At 59.1% G+C, this 17,778-nt stretch carries 12 protein-coding genes; 3 read left to right on the forward strand and 9 right to left on the reverse strand.

Annotation, left to right across the window (positions count from 1 at the left end):
* The coding region (locus V8Z78_RS23660; RefSeq protein ID WP_349732263.1) for a DEAD/DEAH box helicase at positions 1-2,423 on the forward strand (2,423 nt) is incomplete at its 5' end.
* Positions 2,424-2,482: 59 nt separating this feature from the next.
* Here V8Z78_RS23660 and V8Z78_RS23665 read toward each other — a convergent pair.
* The 6 genes from V8Z78_RS23665 to V8Z78_RS23690 form a co-directional block, all read right to left on the reverse strand.
* Positions 2,483-2,893, reverse strand: a complete 411-nt coding sequence (locus V8Z78_RS23665; protein WP_349732264.1) for a hypothetical protein — start codon at positions 2,891-2,893, stop codon at positions 2,483-2,485.
* Entirely contained in the window at positions 2,890-4,944 is a 2,055-nt protein-coding gene (locus tag V8Z78_RS23670) for an integrase (protein WP_349732265.1), read from the reverse strand. Before V8Z78_RS23670 ends, V8Z78_RS23665 begins: the two co-directional genes overlap by 4 nt.
* A gap of 53 nt (positions 4,945-4,997) precedes the next feature.
* Positions 4,998-6,536 carry a site-specific integrase gene (locus V8Z78_RS23675; protein WP_349732266.1) on the reverse strand — a complete coding sequence of 513 codons (1,539 nt, stop codon included), beginning with the start codon at positions 6,534-6,536 and terminating at the stop codon, positions 4,998-5,000.
* A complete protein-coding gene (locus V8Z78_RS23680; protein ID WP_349732267.1) occupies positions 6,536-7,837 on the reverse strand; it encodes a tyrosine-type recombinase/integrase in 1,302 nt (433 codons plus the stop codon). The genes V8Z78_RS23675 and V8Z78_RS23680 overlap by 1 nt, the downstream gene beginning before the upstream one ends.
* A gap of 129 nt (positions 7,838-7,966) precedes the next feature.
* Positions 7,967-8,515, reverse strand: coding sequence for a single-stranded DNA-binding protein (ssb, locus tag V8Z78_RS23685; RefSeq protein ID WP_003064700.1), 549 nt, complete (start codon positions 8,513-8,515; stop codon positions 7,967-7,969).
* 260 nt (positions 8,516-8,775) lie between these two features.
* Complete coding sequence (locus tag V8Z78_RS23690) at positions 8,776-9,948, reverse strand: MFS transporter (protein WP_349732277.1); 1,173 nt, start codon at positions 9,946-9,948, stop codon at positions 8,776-8,778.
* Between the two features lie 226 nt (positions 9,949-10,174).
* Here V8Z78_RS23690 and uvrA point away from each other — a divergent pair, with 226 nt between their 5' ends.
* On the forward strand, positions 10,175-13,243 hold the full coding sequence (uvrA, locus tag V8Z78_RS23695) for an excinuclease ABC subunit UvrA (RefSeq protein WP_349732268.1): 3,069 nt from the start codon (positions 10,175-10,177) through the stop codon (positions 13,241-13,243).
* A 54-nt stretch (positions 13,244-13,297) separates the two neighbouring features.
* Positions 13,298-14,470: an NAD(P)/FAD-dependent oxidoreductase gene (locus V8Z78_RS23700; RefSeq protein WP_280006546.1), complete on the forward strand. Its 1,173-nt coding sequence runs from the start codon at positions 13,298-13,300 to the stop codon at positions 14,468-14,470.
* 200 nt (positions 14,471-14,670) lie between these two features.
* Here V8Z78_RS23700 and V8Z78_RS23705 read toward each other — a convergent pair whose 3' ends face one another.
* From V8Z78_RS23705 to pyrF, 3 genes are all read right to left on the reverse strand, one after another.
* Entirely contained in the window at positions 14,671-15,654 is a 984-nt protein-coding gene (locus V8Z78_RS23705) for a Bug family tripartite tricarboxylate transporter substrate binding protein (RefSeq protein ID WP_003064714.1), read from the reverse strand.
* A 205-nt stretch (positions 15,655-15,859) separates the two neighbouring features.
* On the reverse strand, positions 15,860-16,768 hold the full coding sequence (locus V8Z78_RS23710; RefSeq protein WP_012840359.1) for a LysR family transcriptional regulator: 909 nt from the start codon (positions 16,766-16,768) through the stop codon (positions 15,860-15,862).
* 19 nt (positions 16,769-16,787) lie between these two features.
* Entirely contained in the window at positions 16,788-17,615 is an 828-nt protein-coding gene (gene pyrF / locus V8Z78_RS23715; protein WP_003064718.1) for an orotidine-5'-phosphate decarboxylase, read from the reverse strand.
* Positions 17,616-17,778: the final 163 nt, after the last annotated feature.

The raw sequence follows: 17,778 nt of genomic DNA on the forward strand, positions 1-17,778 counted from the left end.
AACAAAACCTAATCCACATCTTGAGCCTTACGGCTCAAGTCAAGGAGTGGGTCAGTTTGAGATGGAAATGGCGGGTCAGTTTTGCGTGGAAATTAACAGAGAGCCTGACGAACCGCGCATCACGTCCTATTTTGCAGCTGCTTCCGCCACAGCGTGAAGCGTTACGTCACCAAGGGCTCGCCACCAATGTGCACCGGTCCGTGGTTGTCAATTTTCCGACGTCCAGCGGCAAGACCTTACTAGCGCAATTTGGTATTTTGCAGAGTCTCAATGACCTGGGTACTGAACCAGGCTGGGTTGCCTATGTGGCACCCACGAGAGCTCTCGTAAATCAAGTAACAAATCGCCTTCGGCGAGAGTTTTCCCCGCTTAATAAACGAGTGGAAAAGCTCTCTCCAGCGCTCGAATTCGACACTTTAGAAGTTAGTGCGCTAACGGCCAAAAACCCTGAAGTCGATGGGCCAAGGGTTGATGTTCTGGTGTGCACACCTGAAAAACTCGACTTGCTCATTAGGCGGGAAGAGCTGTGCTCAAAACTAGGCCGCCTGTCCATGGTGGTTGTAGATGAGGCTCACGGCATCGGTGCCGGCGATGACAGAGCAGTTAAGTTGGAGCTTTTGCTCTCGATTGTGAATCGAGAGCATATCAATGCGCGTTTCTTACTCTTAACGCCATTCATCAGCAATGCAAAACGCGTAGCTCAATGGCTCGACCGGGAGAGCTATAAAGACTATTCAGTCGAAGCTCAATGGGTTCCCAATGACCGCATCGTTGGAGTCGTATGCCCTCCACCCAAAGGAAAAAAGGGTGCGAAGGCAGACCATATCCTGTTTGAACCAATAGCGACGCGCAAGAACACACTTCATCTGGATGAACAGTTGAAGCTTGATGGCGTTGCTCCTGAATTGGGCTTCACTCCAGCAGTGCTTCACCAGAATGCAAGTAAGTTGTCTGCAGCGACAGCACAGCTACTTTCATCACGTGGGCCTACCGTCATCCTTTGCCAGACCGTTGCAGCTACCTGGAGGTCTGCAGAATATCTAGCAAAGGTTCCAGAGGCTGAGTTGGAGGGTGCTGAAGACCGGGCTGCTGTTGGTCGTTTTGCAAGCCACGAGCTGGGGCCTGCATGTAGTCTTGCCAAGCTGCTTAAGCAAGGGGTCGGCGTTCACAACGCAGGCCTTCCTGAGGAATTAGCTCAGGCGATGGAGTGGCTATTCGAGAACAAGCGCTTACGTGCTCTGTGTGCCACGACCACTTTGGCGCAGGGTGTCAACTTTCCAATTTCCAATCTTGTCATTTCCTCTCTACAGAAGCCAATGGGTTATGGGGAGAAGATGGGCTACGCCGAGTTTTGGAACATCGCCGGGCGAGTGGGTCGAGTGGACCAAGATGCAATTGGCGTTGTTGCGCTTGCGGCGACGAGTGAGGAGAAGAAAAGCGAATGTAGAGTTTTTGTTCAAAGGTCGATGGTTGACCTCGCCTCACGCCTAATCGCAATGGTTAATGACCTTGACCTGTTGGCAGGTGAACATGAACTTTCGCAATTGGTCTACAAGAAGGAATGGTCCAACTTCAGCCAGTTCATCGCTCACACCCTGAGACAGGTCGGTCAGGCAAAATTCGCTGACCAAATTGAGCTGGTTCTACGTGGCACCTTCGGCTATCAAGTGCTGCGAGAAGAAAAGCCTCTGCTTGCAAGCAAGCTGCTGCGCGCTTCACGTCAATATGCAGCTCGAATTGCCCAGGACATGGGAGCAGTAACGCTAGTGGACTCAACTGGCTTCAGCTTCGAAAGTGTGAAGGGTGCACTTGGTCGCTTGAGTGCTGTGGAAGACTTGTCTGACTTAGAAAGTCCTAGCGAGTTATTTTCAGGAAAAAGCGGAACACTTCGCGATGTGATGGGTGTCTTGCTCACCATTCCCGAAATCAGAGATGAGCTAACGGAGGCGGGCCGCGGAGATGGCCGAAAGCTTGCGGATATGCTCGCAGATTGGGTGAACGGTGCACCTTTTGACACCCTGGCCACGACCTACTTCTCCGACGCAGCAAACGAAGAAGATGCTCTGGCTAATTGCGTCAGAGGCTTTAAGCGTCTCGCAATGACAGCCTCCTGGGGCCTGTCTTCTGTACTTGCGATGAAGCTTGGGAAAACCATCGAGGATTTACCGCTCAGCCAGCAGACAGAGGTCACCAACATTCCATCGATGGTGCTCTACGGAGTCAGGACCACTGAACAAATCGCGCTGAGGTCAGCAGGCGTTCCACGCAACGCTGCAATCGCACTGGCCCCACATCTGGGTGCACCAGCAACGCCTTACGCTACTCGGAAGGCTCTGAAGGAAAAAGGCGAGGCTGTTTGGAAGAAGGCGATGGGGGACGCCGGTGCTGATTACTTCCGTGTGTGGCACATGCTTGAAAATTAAGAAGTGAGGCACCGTCCCAGGTTGCCCACTTCTTACCAAGTCACTGCTGCCTCTAAGAGCTACTTCCTGCTAATTGGAGGCAATGGCTGATTGAGGAAGTGAGCATCCAACCCACGCGTATTCGCGTTGTATGCCCACCGGACGAACTGTTCAAGCAGCCTCGTGTTCTCAAGCTCAAGCCGCTTATTTTCAGCCTCTAGTCTGTCAATTCTCTGCCATGCGAGCTCCAACTCCGGGCTGGAGGCCACCTTTGGACTGCGAGGCTTCTCTGATGAGAGTGTCTTTTTACGCAGAGTGAAGGCATCCCGAATACGAACGTGTTTGTGCAACGCCTGGCGCGTGTAGCGCACGAAGAGATGCTTCTCAATCGAGTCGATGAGGGCATCCCATGTCAAGCTGCCTGTCCAACCGTCCAATATGCCGACAATCCTTGCGATGTCCTCATCATCAAGATTCTTTGCTCGGCTCATTCAGTAGCTCCTTCCTCAACAACAATCCATTTCAGCAAGCGCGGCTCATCGGACTTATTTTCAAGGGCTGCGCGGGCTTTCACTGCATGCTGCAGTCGAGATGCTTGCTCAACGTGCGTGAGGCGAATAAGGGCACCCTCCGGAACCCGCGGGTTGTCCAAGATGGCGATAAGCTCTGACAGGCGAGAGTGGGTCAACGTCTGGTGCTGAACCCAGCGCGACGCACCATATTCCCCGTCGGCATCAGCTTCTTTAGCAGCTTCCAGCAGACTCGCGGTCTCCTCATGCGCCGCCCTTGCGTTAGCTTCGCCGACCTTGTCCCCCTTAATACACACCTGTTCGTTGCAGTTGTTGCAATCCTGATGGATTGGACACGGGGACATGACGAAGTCGTGGACACACATACCGAAATCCGTTGTGTGAGCCGCCTTAATTCCTAGCTTCTTGAACTCTGACCTCGGCAGGAGGCTGATGCGAACCTGAGGGACCAAATCGGTCGATGAGCTCTCTTCAACTTCTCTCTTAAGCTCAACAATACGGGCCTGGACGTCACGGTCGGAGACATGGTTGTATGCCTCATTCTGGCGAATGTCTTTACGACCAGACCATTTCGCAATGTCCAACTCACTCAAGCCCCCAGCTTGAGCGAGTGTGTTCAAGTAGTGCCGGAACTGGTGCGTTCGAATAGCAATAGGTGAACCATCGGCTTCGAACAGCCCCAAGTTTTCGAAAACAGATTTGAAACCGTGCTCAGAGCGATTGCCCAGACCAGTGGCGATGAAATTCTGGTCGACAGCCTCGACGATGCCTCGAAACGTCGTTCTGCTTTTGTGCAACTCATTGCGCCGAACGAGGCATAGCGCCTCGCTGTAACGCAGGCCGATATCAGCATCAAGCCAAGGAAACCCACGAGGTAATTCCCCAAGGATGGCCGCTTCAACATCAGAGAACTTGACGGCTTTCTTCTTTCCGACAGAGAAGGTCGGAACTTTGTTCCCGGTGCACCACTGCCCTGGTGACGTCCGACTAACAGGCTCGGCGAAAAGGACTTCTCCTAGTTCATCCATGAACAGGTCTTTCCCTCGCAGGTGCTCTAGATGCGAAGGCAGGTACATCACGCTCGGATTGTCCTCGTACCAACGAGCCACCTGCCGGGCTTCGGAGGAAGTGCCCTGCAACCTTCTAATCGCCTCCTGAACCACTGAACTCATTGATGGCACAACCCATTTGACCATCGGGTCTGCACCTTTCGATGGCCAGAAACGTAGCCCATACGCTTCAGGCGCTTCCTGCCGGGAGCTATGCACCTCGCATCCTGTCTGGAGCCTCAGCACTTCATTCACGCGGTCCGGGGCCGAGCACATGATTGCGGCCACAGATGTCACAACAACGTCCGGAGTTTCAGATGCAGCACGGAATGCTCGAGCCAGCGCGTCAAGAGCGAAGGGGGAAGGGAGCATTTCCTGCCGGCGAGCTTCAAACTCTTCACCAACTCGCCCAGCCGTCTGCACTGGGCGCTCAATCGGGTTCACCCAACGCAATGGGACAGAGGCCAACCGGTTGTCGTCTATGAATGACGCCAACATTTCTAGCTGCTGCCCAGTCCGATAAGCAGTGTCCTTACCGTAATGAACAGCTATGAGCTGAGCTGCGCGATTGAGCACCTGGCCATGAACGAGAGTGACGTCATGCGAACCATGTTCAGCCAATGCAGCACCTAAAGCCCGGGTTGCAGCAAGCCTAGAACCTATGGATTTTGTTGGACAAAAGGCATGTTGATAGCGGAAGTAGGACTTTGCGAAAGCGGCATAGGGCTCAGCCATGGGTGTCGGCTCGCTGTCATCGGCAGACTCCCACGTGCTGAAGACTGCACGCAGCGCCCCATTTTTGCCTTTGAGCTTTATGTGGTTCGTCACATCCCACTTCATTTCGTCGAACGGGAGGTCAGCCCCTAAAGCTGTCAATTCGTCACGACACATGGCAACGAACGCCGCCAGATTTTTCTCAGCACTGAGTTCGCGACGTGGCTTGAATAGAACCAAGTTAGACATCCTTGGTCTCCTCGCTGGCTTCTACAGGGAGCAGCTTTGTCTCCTCACTTGCCTTAACAGCGGGATTTTTTTTTCTCCTCGCAAAGCCGAATCACTGCGGCAACGGCAAAGATAGTCCGGTCATTGATAGACGCAATTCGCTTGTCGGTGGTTTGAAGCTGCCTGTCACGGTTTTCAAGAAGGTGTGCCAAGACGCCTTCGTGTGGCCCATCAACCCATGCTTCGAAGCTTGAGCAGGTGTAGCAAGCAATGGGAGCATTGAAACCACAGAAACCGTGTTTCCCACAGTCCCCCATAGGTGCACCGCCGCGGTCGACACGCAAGTCGATAATGCGATTCGAGGTGTCAACGCTCAACCCATCCACCAATTTCCCGGCAAACGCCTGGGCCAAAGGCGCAATTCCCATTGCGATTACTCGGTCGATTCGGTCGATGATTGCTGGAGAGCTGGCCGTATACACCTGAACATTCTGGGTATCACTGTGGTCAAGGAGGGCTGCGATTTCGAGCTCGCTGTAGCCTTCCTCTGCCGCCCGCGTCCCTGTAGTTCTTCGGAGGCGTGTCGGAGTAATGTTCATCAAGCTTCCCGTACGCTCTGAGACGACTGACAAACTTTCCAAAATTTCGGTGAGTGTCGCGCCAATAGACTTGGCTGTCTGGTGAAATTCAAATCCTTCAGTACCACACGTCAAGCGCATTGACAGCAACAAAGGAGCCCGCCTTTCCGGAAACAAAGGAGCCTGCATTGGGTCCACCAAATAGGACTCAAATTGCTTACATACACCTTCAGCATAGGCAACAAGAATTTCGCCGAACTGCTCAAGGAGAGAGCGCTCTTTCAGTTCTGCACGGGGGTTCTTAGTGCGTTGCTTGGCACGAGGCATGAGTATCGAGTACGTAAGTGCCCCCTCAGCATTTCTCTTAACCCGTACATCACAAACCTTTAGGGCTGCGAATTGCTGATTTCGCTGACCAAGCAAAATGTACAACCAAGCCAAGACGTATTCTTCTTCAGACACTGACCCGCAAGCGTAGGCTTGGTTAAGTGCGGCGTGAAGGGCTTCCATCTCGTTGGTTGTGAATGGGCCATCTATGGGGTCCCAAGTCAGCACCGCCATACCTTTTCGGTTTCCCTTAAGTCGCAGCTGCTTCAGCAGTAAATCCACGCCCTCATCAACACCGGGATAACCCAGCTGAATCCATTTCCTCAGAAATCCGGCGAGAGTTCCAAGATACCAACCTGTCGACTCGTCAAGGCCCGCACGGTAATTGAGTAGGCTCACATCACTGATACTTGAGAGCTGACTCTGCGTCACACGAATGAAGTGCTGGAACCGCTGAAACAAGTTCATCATGTGACTGGATGACCGATTCTCGGCGTACCAAGACAGCACGCTTTTCGCGCTCTCACGTAACTCATCTGAAATGTTCGTCAGCTGACGGAAGTTCAGACTCACGTCTGCCATGTCATCACGAAATGCCCAGATATCAGCACTGGCGTCAAACTCAATACCAGACTTGGTACGCACCAGTCTTGGCGTACTCAAAGGACGAGCGGGGAGATGCTCAGTGGTAAACAAGTCTTTGTTCATCAGTTTTTCTTATCTGTGGGCTTGAACGATTTGGCTTGAAGCGCTAGTGAGGCTTCGTTGCTCTTTCGTTGGATATGCCTCTTCGTATAGTGAGCGGCCATCTTCGATTGAGGGGACCAGCCCATCGCCTGGCGCCGCATCCTTTCCTCATCCTCTGATGACACACCCTTTGTGTCCATTAGCTCTGAGAAATCGTCGTTCCAGGTGTGACGCAGCACATGAGGTGAAAGGTCTTCGGGTAGTCCAGGAACCTTCGTCCGCAGCTCTCTGAAAAGCTTGTTGAGGGCCGGCTTTGACAGTGCTGCGCCTGTACCGTTGGCCACAAAAAGGTAAGGATGCCGTCGCGCGCCTTTGATGCTCGAACGCGAGCCCCTTTTTTCCTTGCTCTTTCCAATGATGTAATCACGCGTAAGGTCCATCAACCCAGGACTAAGGGCTAAGAGCCTGCCTCTTGTCTTAACCAGTGGAGCGTTCCCGCGCTCGTCCTCCGGGTTATCTGGTCGGCGGGTGATGACAACTTCTCCTGTGCGGAGATTGACATCACTGACATAGACCCCCAGAAGCTCACCATTCCGAACACCAAGCAGAAGCAGCCACATGAAAATGAGCTGATTCCTAAGGCGAACATGCTTGCCCTTCCAGGGGTTTTCTGGGCTGTCAGGGTGTATGACTTCTAGTATTCGGGCGCGCACCTCACCACCGACACCTTGGCGCCCACCAGCGTCATGGTCGTGACTGGGCATGCGTGCATTCAATTGGCCCACCACAGCCTCTGTCGCTACATTCAAAGCACGGAAGTGCTCGTGACCAACATCAAGCTTCAAGCGTCTGCCTGCGCTTAGCCATTCAATGTACTTGCGGATATATATGAGTCGAGCAGCCTTGGTTTCGGACTCGACATGCTTCAGTGCTTTGCTTGGGGTGCGCATACGCGCTCTTTCAAGCGAAACCACACGAGACGCTGCCTGCAACTTCTTTCTATTCCCCAGGAGTTCGTCAAGCTCTTCTTGCTTCAGCCCTGCCAACTTCACAAGCTCATCTACTTCACTCAACGAGAGAAGCTTTCCTTGCTCTAGGCGCTGATTGAGGTCGATGCCCAAGTAACGAAAAATCTGCAGACCGACCATCACCGCTCTGGCCGCATGCGCAATCGTGTTGGTCGCCAAACTGGTAGAGCGCAGCGCCGTCAGGATGAACAGTGTCACATCCCAGACTGGCACTCCAGTTTCTTGGCTTAGCAGCAGCGGAAGCCGCTCACCGGACTCCAAACGTATCGTTTTGACTTGATAGCCTACTGACATGTTTACATTTCCCCAAAGGTAGTCGATAAATACACACAATCGGCCTTCGAGAAAAATGTTAACAAAGAAAAAAAGGCCCGTAGATTCGTCATCTCGGGCCCTTTGTTTACAAATCAGAAAAGGTAAAGTCTAGAACGGGATGTCGTCATCCATGTCGTCAAACCCCGAAGCTGCGCGCTGGGGAGGAGGAGCCATGGGTGCAGGAGCAGGACGCTGCTGCATGGGTGCCGGTGCGGGGCGCTGCTGCATGGGAGCGGGAGCCTGACGGCGGGGTGCTTCGTAGCTGCTTTCGCCATAGCCATCATCGCTGCCGTAGCCGCCTTGCTGCTGACCACCACCCTGGCGGCTGCCCAGCATCTGCATGGCGTCGGCACGGATTTCGGTGGCGTAGCGTTCCTGGCCGGAGGCCTGGTCGGTCCACTTGCGGGTGCGCAGGCTGCCTTCCACATAGACCTGGCTGCCTTTGCGCAGGTACTGGCCCACGATCTCAGCCAGTTTGCCGTTGAAGACCACACGGTGCCATTCGGTGGCTTCGCGGTTTTCGCCGGTGTTCTTGTCGCGCCAGCGGTCTGTGGTGGCGATGGTCACATTGGCCACCTGATCGCCGCTGGGGAAGGTGCGCATTTCGGGGTCACGACCCAGATTGCCGACGATGATGACTTTGTTGACGGATGCCATAGAGATACCTTTTCAAAAAGTGGTCCGGGCTATTGGGAAAGGTCCCGAACCAATGAGCCTCGTATTCTGCCCCAAGCCAGCCATGACGAGCACGGGATTGCCCTATATCCCATCACGGCGATACATGGTGCCGGGGCCACTGCGCGCGAGCAGCCAAGCAAGGGCAGCCCCGCTGCGAGGGCTGCGTCCCCTCCGCGTAGCAGAGAGGGGGAAGGCGGGGCCGCCTAGGCGCACAGCGCCTCAGGCGGTGTTGCTGTAAGTCAGTGACGTCCCACCGGGCGCAGCGGCCAGGTCACGAGCAGCCACAGGGCAACGAGCACAGCCGTCATGATGAACAAGCCCGGCACGCCCGCAAATTTGGCGACTGCACCACCGACAGCACCACCGGCAAACAGGCCCAGCGACTGCAGCGTGTTGTAGGCACCCAATGCCGCACCACGCAGCGGCGCCGGAGCCATGCGCGAGACCAGACTTGGCTGGGTGGCTTCAAGAGCATTGAAGCCGCAGAAAAACAGAAACATCAGCAGCGCCATGCACCAGACCGTCGGAATGGTGCCGCTGGCGGCCAGCATGCCCAGACCGATCTGCACGACCAGTACCAGGCCAATGGCTCCCAGCAAGGCCTTGCGCAACTTGCCCTTGCGCTCCATGGAAAACAGCAGGCCCATGGCCACAAAGGACAGCAGCACGGCCGGCAGATAGATATGCCAGTGCTGCTCCTTGGCCAGACCGGCCTGCACCAGCATGGCCGGCACGGCCACCCACATGGACATCTGCACGGTATGCAGAATGAAGACGCCAAAATTCAGGCGCAGCAGATCGGACTGGCCCAGCAGCTCGCTGAACCGGCCCTTGGGCGCATCGGCATGCTGCCTGGGCTCGGGCGGTACCACCCACAGCACCACGGCAATACCGGCCAACGCCAGCGCGCAGGTCAGGCCGAAGATGCCGGACAGGCCTATCCAGGCATTGAGCAGCGGCGCCAGTACCAGCGCCAGTGCAAACATCAGGCCGATGCTGCCGCCGACCATGGCCATGGCCTTGGTACGCACGCCATCGCGCGTCAGATCGGCCAGCAGGGCCGTGACGGCGGCAGACACGGCGCCTGCGCCCTGAATGGCACGCCCCGCCATCAGGCCGGTCAGCGAGTCGGCCATGGCCGCAATCAGGCTGCCCGCCGCAAACACCAGCAGGCCGGCGACGATGACCGGCTTGCGGCCGATACGGTCGGAGGCCAGGCCGATGGGCAACTGGAACAGGGCCTGGGTCAGGCCATACAGGCCCATGGCCAGGCCGATCATGGCAGGGTCGTCACCGCCAGGGTATTTGCGTGCCTCCAGCATGAAGACGGGCAGCACCAGGAACAGGCCCAGCATGCGCAGCGCAAAGATCAGCGCCAGGGCGCCGCTGGAGCGGCGTTCCTGGGAGGTCATGGTGGAAGAGGATTTGTCCGTGCCCTGCGTGCCCGCGCTGGGGGAGGTATTGATTTTTTTCACGCTCAGATTTTGCCAAGAGTCAAAGTCTTATGCCCAGGTTAACTAAACCACTGCCGGGCAAAAGAGAGGAAATAAAACCGTAGATTGTCCGTGAACCTGAATCATCTAGTCACGCGCAAGCCCGTCTGACTATCATGGAGAGTTTTCCCCGTCTGGAGCGCCCGTGTCCCTGAAGCCTGATTCGCCCTCTGAAGTCCATGATGACAGCCTCTATCTGGGCCGTTCTCTGGCGCAGACACGTATCGCCATTCGCGGCGCACGCACGCACAACCTCAAGAACATCGACCTGGACATCCCTCGCAACCAGCTGGTGGTGATCACCGGCCTGTCGGGCTCGGGCAAGTCCAGCCTGGCCTTCGATACCTTGTACGCCGAAGGCCAGCGCCGTTATGTGGAGAGTCTCTCGGCCTATGCACGCCAGTTTCTGGGCCGCCTGGACAAACCCGATGTCGATCTGATCGAGGGCCTGTCGCCCGCCATTTCCATCGAGCAGAAGGCCACCAGCCACAACCCGCGCTCCACCGTGGGCACGGTGACCGAGATCAACGACTATCTGCGCCTGCTCTACGCGCGTGCCGGCACGCCGTTCTGCCCCGGCCACAATCTGCCGCTGCAGGCCCAGACCATCAGCCAGATGGTGGACAGCGTGCTGCAGCTGCCCGAAGACACCAAGCTGATGATCCTCGGCCCCCTGGCGCGCGAGAAAAAGGGCGAGTTCGCCGAGCTTTTCGTGCAGCTGCAGGCCCAGGGCTATGTGCGCTTTCGCGTCGACGGGCAGATCTACGATGCACAGTCCCTGCCCAAGCTGGAGAAGAACGAGCGCCACAACATCGATGTGGTGATAGACCGCGTCAAGGTGCGCGAAGACATCAAGCAGCGCCTGGCCGAGAGCTTTGAGGCGGCCTTGCGCGCCGGCGGTGCCGATGCCGGCGGCCGCGTCATCGCGCTGGAGATGGACGGCGGCAAGGAGCATCTGTTCAGCGCCAAGTTCGCCTGCCCGCTCTGCGACTACTCCCTGCCCGAGCTGGAGCCGCGCCTGTTTTCCTTCAACTCCCCCATGGGAGCCTGCCAGGCATGCGACGGCCTGGGCAACAGCGAAGCCTTCGACCCCGACCGCGTCGTGCCCTTCCCGTCGCTGAGTCTGGCCAGCGGCGCCATCAAGGGCTGGGACAAGCGCAACAATTACTACTTCTCCATGCTGGAGAGCGTGGCCAAGCACTATGGCGTGAGCACCGAGACGGCGTTCGAGGAGCTGCCCGAGAAGGTGCGCGACGTGATTCTCTTTGGCTCGGGCGACGAGTCCATGGAGTTCAACTATGTTTTCGAGAGCGGCGAACGCAAGGGCGAAGCCTTTATCAAGTCGCACCCGTTCGAAGGCATCATCCCCAATATTCAGCGCCGCTTTCGCGAGACCGAATCCCAGGTCGTGCGCGACGACCTGGCCAAGCTGCGCAGCGTTCGCAAATGCCCTGAATGCGAAGGCACGCGCCTGCGCCGCGAAGCGCGCTTTGTGCGCGTGGGCGATGGCGAGCAGGCCCGCTCCATCTATGAGGTCAGCCATGCCACGCTGGCCGATGCGCTGGGCTGGTTCAAGCAACTGAGCATGGCCGGGGCCAAGGCCGAGATTGCGGACAAGATCGTGCGTGAGATCGCCTCGCGCCTGCTCTTCCTCAACGATGTGGGCCTCTCGTACCTGAGCCTGGACCGCAGCGCCGACACGCTCTCGGGCGGCGAGGCCCAGCGCATTCGCCTGGCGTCCCAGATCGGCTCGGGCCTGACGGGCGTCATGTATGTGCTGGACGAGCCCTCCATCGGCCTGCACCAGCGCGACAACGACAAGCTGATTGCGACACTCGAGCACCTGCGCGATATCGGCAACAGCGTGATCGTGGTCGAGCATGACGAAGACATGATGCGCGCAGCCGACCAGATCATCGACATGGGTCCGGGCGCCGGCGTGCATGGCGGCCGCATCATGGCCCAGGGCAGCTACGAAGACATCAAGGCCAGCCCCGATTCGCCCACGGGCCGCTATCTGAGCGGCGTACAAAGCATTCCCGTGCCCAGGCAGCGCACCGCCTGGCTGCCCGTGCTGCGCAAGGACAGTGAAGCCGAAACCAGCCAAAGCACATCGCGCTTTCCGGTCACGGCCGCCAAAAAGCGGGAATCTGCGAGCAAGGCGCGCACCGACCTTCAGGCGCTGACCGTGGAAGGTGCGCGCGGCAACAACCTCAGGAATGTGACGGTGGACTTCCCCGTCGGATTGTTCACCTGCGTGACCGGTGTCTCGGGCTCGGGCAAATCCACCCTGGTCAACGACACGCTGTATGCCGAAGTGGCACGCCAGGTACACCGTGCAGGCACCGAGCCGGCTGCGCATGACGATATCGCGGGCATCGACTATTTCGACAAGGTCATCAACGTCGACCAGTCACCCATAGGCCGCACGCCGCGCAGCAACCCGGCCACCTATACCGGCCTGTTCACGCCTATCCGCGAGCTGATGGCCGAAACCAATACCGCCAAGGAACGCGGCTACGGCCCCGGGCGTTTCTCGTTCAATGTCTCGGGCGGGCGCTGCGAAGCCTGCCAGGGCGACGGCGTGGTCAAGGTGGAGATGCATTTTCTGCCCGATGTCTACGTGCCCTGCGACCTCTGCCACGGCCAGCGCTACAACCGCGAAACACTGGAAGTGCAGTGGAAGGGCCGGAACATCTCGCAGATTCTGGAGATGACGGTCGAAGACGCTCATGCCTTCTTCAAGGACATGCCCAGCATTGCGCGCAAGCTGCAGACCCTGCTGGACGTGGGTCTGTCCTATATCCGCCTGGGCCAGAGCGCGACCACGCTGTCGGGTGGCGAGGCCCAGCGCGTCAAGCTCGCACAAGAGCTGTCCAAGCGCGACACCGGCCGCACGCTCTACATCCTCGACGAGCCCACCACGGGCCTGCACTTTGCCGACATCGCCCTGCTTCTGAAGGTGCTGCACCAGCTGCGCGATGCGGGCAACACCATCGTCGTGATCGAGCACAACCTCGACGTCATCAAGACCGCAGACTGGCTGATCGACATGGGCCCCGAGGGTGGCTCGGGCGGCGGCCAGGTCGTGGCTCAGGGCACGCCAGAGGAAGTCGCGGCCAACCCGGCCAGCGTGACGGGCCGCTACCTCAAGCCCTATCTGGACAAGGCTCCCGCCAAATCCAGAGCCAGATCGACCACAAGCCAGGACTGACCAAACACAGCCAGCCATGCAGGGCCATGACCGGCGACACAGAGGAGAGAAGCAATGCAGAAAGATGTCTGGGATTTCGTCATCGTGGGCGCGGGCATGGCCGGAGCCTCCGCCGCTTGGCAATTGGCGCAGTCGGGCGGCGATACTCCGCCTTCCGTGCTGGTGCTGGAGCGCGAATCCCAGCCCGGCTATCACACCACCGGCCGCTCGGCCGCACTGTTTGAAGAGCATTACGGTCCTGCCCAGGTGCAGGCCTTGACCCGCGCCAGCCGCGCCTTCTACGATGCGCCGCCGGCCGGTTTTGCCGAAGCCCCCATCCTCACGCCGCGCGGCGTGCTCTATGTGGGCACGGCCGATCAGCGGGATCTGGTGGATGCTGCCTACACCGAGGCCCAGGTTCACTCCCCCGATGCCCAGCGCCTGAGCGCCGCACAGCTCAAGGCCCTGGTTCCCGTGCTCGACACCGAGGTGCTGGTGGACGGCTTTCTGGACACCGGCGCACGCGACATCGACGTGCACGGCCTGCACCAGGGCTATATCCGCGGCCTGCGCCAGCGCGGCGGCGACTTGTGGTGCAACGCCGAGGTCCAGGCCATCACCCGGGTCAACGACTGCTGGCATATCGCCCTGCCCCAGGGCTTGAGCCTTCGTGCCAAGGTCATCATCAACGCCGCCGGGGCCTGGGTGGATGTCGTGGCCGCCATGGCGGGCGCGGCTCCCATCGGCATCACGCCCAAGCGCCGCAGCGCCTTCACCTTCCCGGCCCCCGAAGGCATGGATGCCACGCACTGGCCCGCCATCATCAGCGCCGATGAAAACTGGTACATCAAGCCCGACGCCGGCCAACTGCTGGGCTCGCCCGCCAATGCAGACCCCGTGGCTCCGCACGATGTGGTGCCCGAAGAGCTGGACATTGCGACCGGCATCTATCACATAGAGGAGGCCACCACGCTGCAAATCCGCCGCCCCTCGCATACCTGGGCCGGCCTGCGCAGCTTTGTCGCCGATGGCGAGCTGGTGATAGGCTGGGATGCCTCGCCCACGCCCGTGCCGGGCTTTTTCTGGGTTGCCGCCCAGGGTGGCTATGGCATCCAAAGCGCCGCCGGCTACAGCCTGCTGGCGCGCAATCTGCTGCTCGGGGAGACGCTGGATGCGGCGCTGGCCGCGCAGAAGGTGAATGTGGGGGCAGTGTCGCCTGCGCGTTGTCAGCTGGCGACTCAGAATTGAGAGCTGGTTGCGCTTTGTGGGTCTGCGCTTGATGCCGATTTGATTCGATTATTACGGCTTGCTTGATTGGCACTCAGAGGGCGGGGCTCGGCCCGCCCTCTGCCCTCAAATCAGCCAAGAAACAAAAACGGCTTGCGCCCCAAAAGACACAAGCCGTTCAGAACCTCAGGCAGTCTCAGACCACCCAGGCGGTGCCACTATCAGTTCTCAATCTTGGCGAACTGAACAATCTTCGAGTACTTGGCAATCTCGGTGTTGATGTACTTGCCGGCATCCACCTTGGGATCGGCCACCACGTTGCCGGTCTCCTCCATCTTCTTGCGGAACTCGGGCGAAGCCATGGTTTCTTCCAGCGCCTTCTTCAGCTTGGCGGCGATGGGAGCGGGCAGGCCCTTGGGGGCCATCAGCGCAAACCAGCTGTTGATGTCCACGTTCTTGAACTGGGGCAGCTCGGACAGGGCAGGAATATCGGGGGTGATGGCCGAGCGCTTGGCTTCGGTCGTGCCCAGGGCCACGACCTTGCCGGCCTTGATATGGGGCAGGCCCGAGGACAGCACGAACACGCCGAACTCGATGTTGTTGCCCACCAGGTCGGTGGTCAGAGGCGCCACGCCCTTGTAGGGCACATGGGTCATCTGCAGCTTGCCCTGCTCCTTGACCAGCTCGCCGGCCAGGTGCAGCGCCGTGCCCACGCCGGAGCTGCCGTAGCTGAACTTGTCGGGGTTCTTGGACACCAGGCTCACGAACTCGGCCGCGTTCTTCACGCCGGCCTTGTGCGATGCGACCAGCACCATGGGCTGGGAACCCACCAGACCGATGGGAGTGAAGTCGCCAATGTTGTACTTCACGGCCTTGTTGATGAGCCTGGCAATGGCCAGCTCATTGTTGGCGCCCACCATGATGGTGTAACCGTCGGCTGGGGCCTTGGCCACCTTCTGCGCACCGATGGCGCCACCGGCACCGCCCAGGTTTTCCACCACCACGGGCTGGCCCAGTTGCTTGGCCAGGCCGTCGGCCACCAGACGACCGACCAGGTCGGTGCTGCCACCGGCCGGATAGCCCACGACCATGGTGATGGCCTTGCTGGGATAGTTGTCGGCGGCGATGGCAGGGACTGCCACGGCAGCGCCCAGCAGCAGGCCCGCAGCGATGGCGGTACGGCGGAGGATGTTTGTGTTCTGCATGAAACTATTCCGAATCTGTATGAGGCAATTGTCCGAATACGGAGAAAACCTTTTAGTGCCGATCTGGCACATTTCCGTGCCATTTCAGCACATCAACGCGTTTTTGAGCAAATAGAGAGGGAGCAATGCTGCAAGGAGCCCGATACCCGCTGTTGTTTTTCCAGCTTCAGGTCTGGCCGCAGGCAAAAAAGGAGTGACTGCTTATTTACTGGCCAGTGATATCGGTCCAGAACTGCTCCGCAGCGGTGCTCAAGCGGCGTTTGGGCCGATAAAGCCGCACATCGAAATGCACGTCCAGGCTGCCGTCCCCGGCCAGCGCCAGACGGCCGTCCTGGCAGTCGCGCTGCACCATGGACCAGGGCATCCAGGCCACGCCCAGACCCTTGAGCACGTACTCGTAATTGGCATCCGCCGAATCGCATTCGATGCAGCGGCGCAGACGCGGCCATAGCGGATGGCTGGCCAGATGATCTTCGGCCAGCCGCCCCAGCGCCATGCTGTGCGAGAAAGCCAGATAGGGCACGGGGCTGGCACCGGGCAGCAGGGCCTGCGCCAGTGCAAACAAGGGCTTGCCTTCGGCATCGGCCCGCGCCACGGGCACCAGCTTGTCGCTCATCACCGTCAGATAGCTGAACTGACGGCCATCCAGCCGCACGGCAATGGCCGCATGGTGATAGAGCAGGGCAAAGCTGACCTCGCCGCGCTGCAGCATGTGCACGGTTTCGTCGAGTGTGCGAGTAACGATGCGCATCTCCGCCGTCTGCAGCACGCTGCCGTAGCGCGCCAGCCAGTCAGCCACGATGGTGCGCGCCAGGGTACGCCCCGTGGCCAGCGTGATCACATGGGCCTGCCGACCGGCCACGGCCTGCAGCTCGTCATGCGACTGGGCCAGGGTGCGCACCATCTGCTCGGCGGTGTCGCGAAAGGCTTCACCGGCAGGGGTGAGGCGAACCGGCCCGCCGCCCGCTTCGATCAGCGGCGTTCCAGCCCATGCCTCCAGCGCACGAATGCGCCGGCCAAACGCAGGATGGGTGACATGGCGCAGCTCTGCCGCACGGGTGAAGCTGCGCTCCTGAGCCAGAAGCAGAAAGTCTTCCAGCCATTTGCTTTGCATGGCCAGAGCCTACCCTGGCTCAGCTCTGGGCTGCAGCCTGCAGCGTGGCGCGCGTGGCGATGGCGGCTTCGCGTGCGGCCTTGGCAAAGTCATCGCCCTGCCCTGCGTACAGAATGGCGCGCGAGGAGTTGATGATGATGGGTCCGCCGCCGATGCGAGCCGCCTTGACGGTTGCAACGGCATCGCCACCCTGTGCGCCCACGCCGGGAATCAGCAGCGGCAAGGTGGGAGCCACGGCACGCACGCGCTCGATCTCGTTGGGACGGGTTGCACCCACCACCAGGCCCAGCTGGCCGTTGGTGTTCCAGGGGCCTTGGGCCAGCTTGGCCACATGCTCGAACATATGGGGGTTGCCGGGCACATCGGCCAGGACCTGAGCCTGCAGATCGTCACCGCCGGGGTTGGAGGTGCGGCACAGCAAAAATGCCCCCTTGCCCTCGTACTTGAGATAGGGCGTGATGGAGTCGAAACCCATGAAGGGAGAGAGCGTCACGGCATCGGCACCATAGCGCTCGAAGGCTTCCTTGGCGTATTGCTCGGCGGTGGAGCCGATATCGCCGCGCTTGGCATCCAGAATCACGGGCACATGGGGTGCCACTCGGCGCATGTGCTCCATCAGCTTTTCGAGCTGGTCTTCGGCACGGTGGGCGGCAAAGTAGGCGATCTGGGGCTTGAAGCTGTTGACCAGATCATGGGTGGCATCGACGATGGCTGCACAGAAGTCGTAGATCTTGGACGCATCGCCCTTCATGGCACCGGGAAAGCGGCTGGGTTCGGGGTCCAGACCCACGCACAGCATGGAGTCATTGCGCGTGGACGCGTCGCGCAGCATGTCGATAAAAGTCATAAAGGGGGATTTTAATTGTTCACCCCTTCCAAGCCTTGCCACAGGTTTTGCAGCAAGACGTCAAACTTGGCACACACCAGTGGAGAGACAGCGAGCAAGGGCCGCCCCGCAGCGAGGCTGTCGTCCCCCTCCCATAGCGCGCAGCGCGTAGAGAGAGGGGGAA

Source organism: Comamonas sp. wu1-DMT, assembly GCF_040187805.1.
GTDB classification, from domain to species: domain Bacteria; phylum Pseudomonadota; class Gammaproteobacteria; order Burkholderiales; family Burkholderiaceae_C; genus Comamonas; species Comamonas thiooxydans.

Excerpts from the sequence above, each read along its gene's own strand:
- V8Z78_RS23665 (WP_349732264.1), bottom strand. The coding sequence starts at position 2,893 with ATGAGCCGAGCAAAGAATCTTGATGATGAGGACATCGCAAGGATTGTC.
- V8Z78_RS23670 (WP_349732265.1), bottom strand. The coding sequence starts at position 4,944 with ATGTCTAACTTGGTTCTATTCAAGCCACGTCGCGAACTCAGTGCTGAG.
- V8Z78_RS23675 (WP_349732266.1), bottom strand. The coding sequence starts at position 6,536 with ATGAACAAAGACTTGTTTACCACTGAGCATCTCCCCGCTCGTCCTTTG.
- V8Z78_RS23680 (WP_349732267.1), bottom strand. The coding sequence starts at position 7,837 with ATGTCAGTAGGCTATCAAGTCAAAACGATACGTTTGGAGTCCGGTGAG.
- ssb (WP_003064700.1), bottom strand. The coding sequence starts at position 8,515 with ATGGCATCCGTCAACAAAGTCATCATCGTCGGCAATCTGGGTCGTGAC.
- V8Z78_RS23690 (WP_349732277.1), bottom strand. The coding sequence starts at position 9,948 with ATGACCTCCCAGGAACGCCGCTCCAGCGGCGCCCTGGCGCTGATCTTT.
- V8Z78_RS23700 (WP_280006546.1), top strand. The coding sequence starts at position 13,298 with ATGCAGAAAGATGTCTGGGATTTCGTCATCGTGGGCGCGGGCATGGCC.
- V8Z78_RS23705 (WP_003064714.1), bottom strand. The coding sequence starts at position 15,654 with ATGCAGAACACAAACATCCTCCGCCGTACCGCCATCGCTGCGGGCCTG.
- V8Z78_RS23710 (WP_012840359.1), bottom strand. The coding sequence starts at position 16,768 with ATGCAAAGCAAATGGCTGGAAGACTTTCTGCTTCTGGCTCAGGAGCGC.
- pyrF (WP_003064718.1), bottom strand. The coding sequence starts at position 17,615 with ATGACTTTTATCGACATGCTGCGCGACGCGTCCACGCGCAATGACTCC.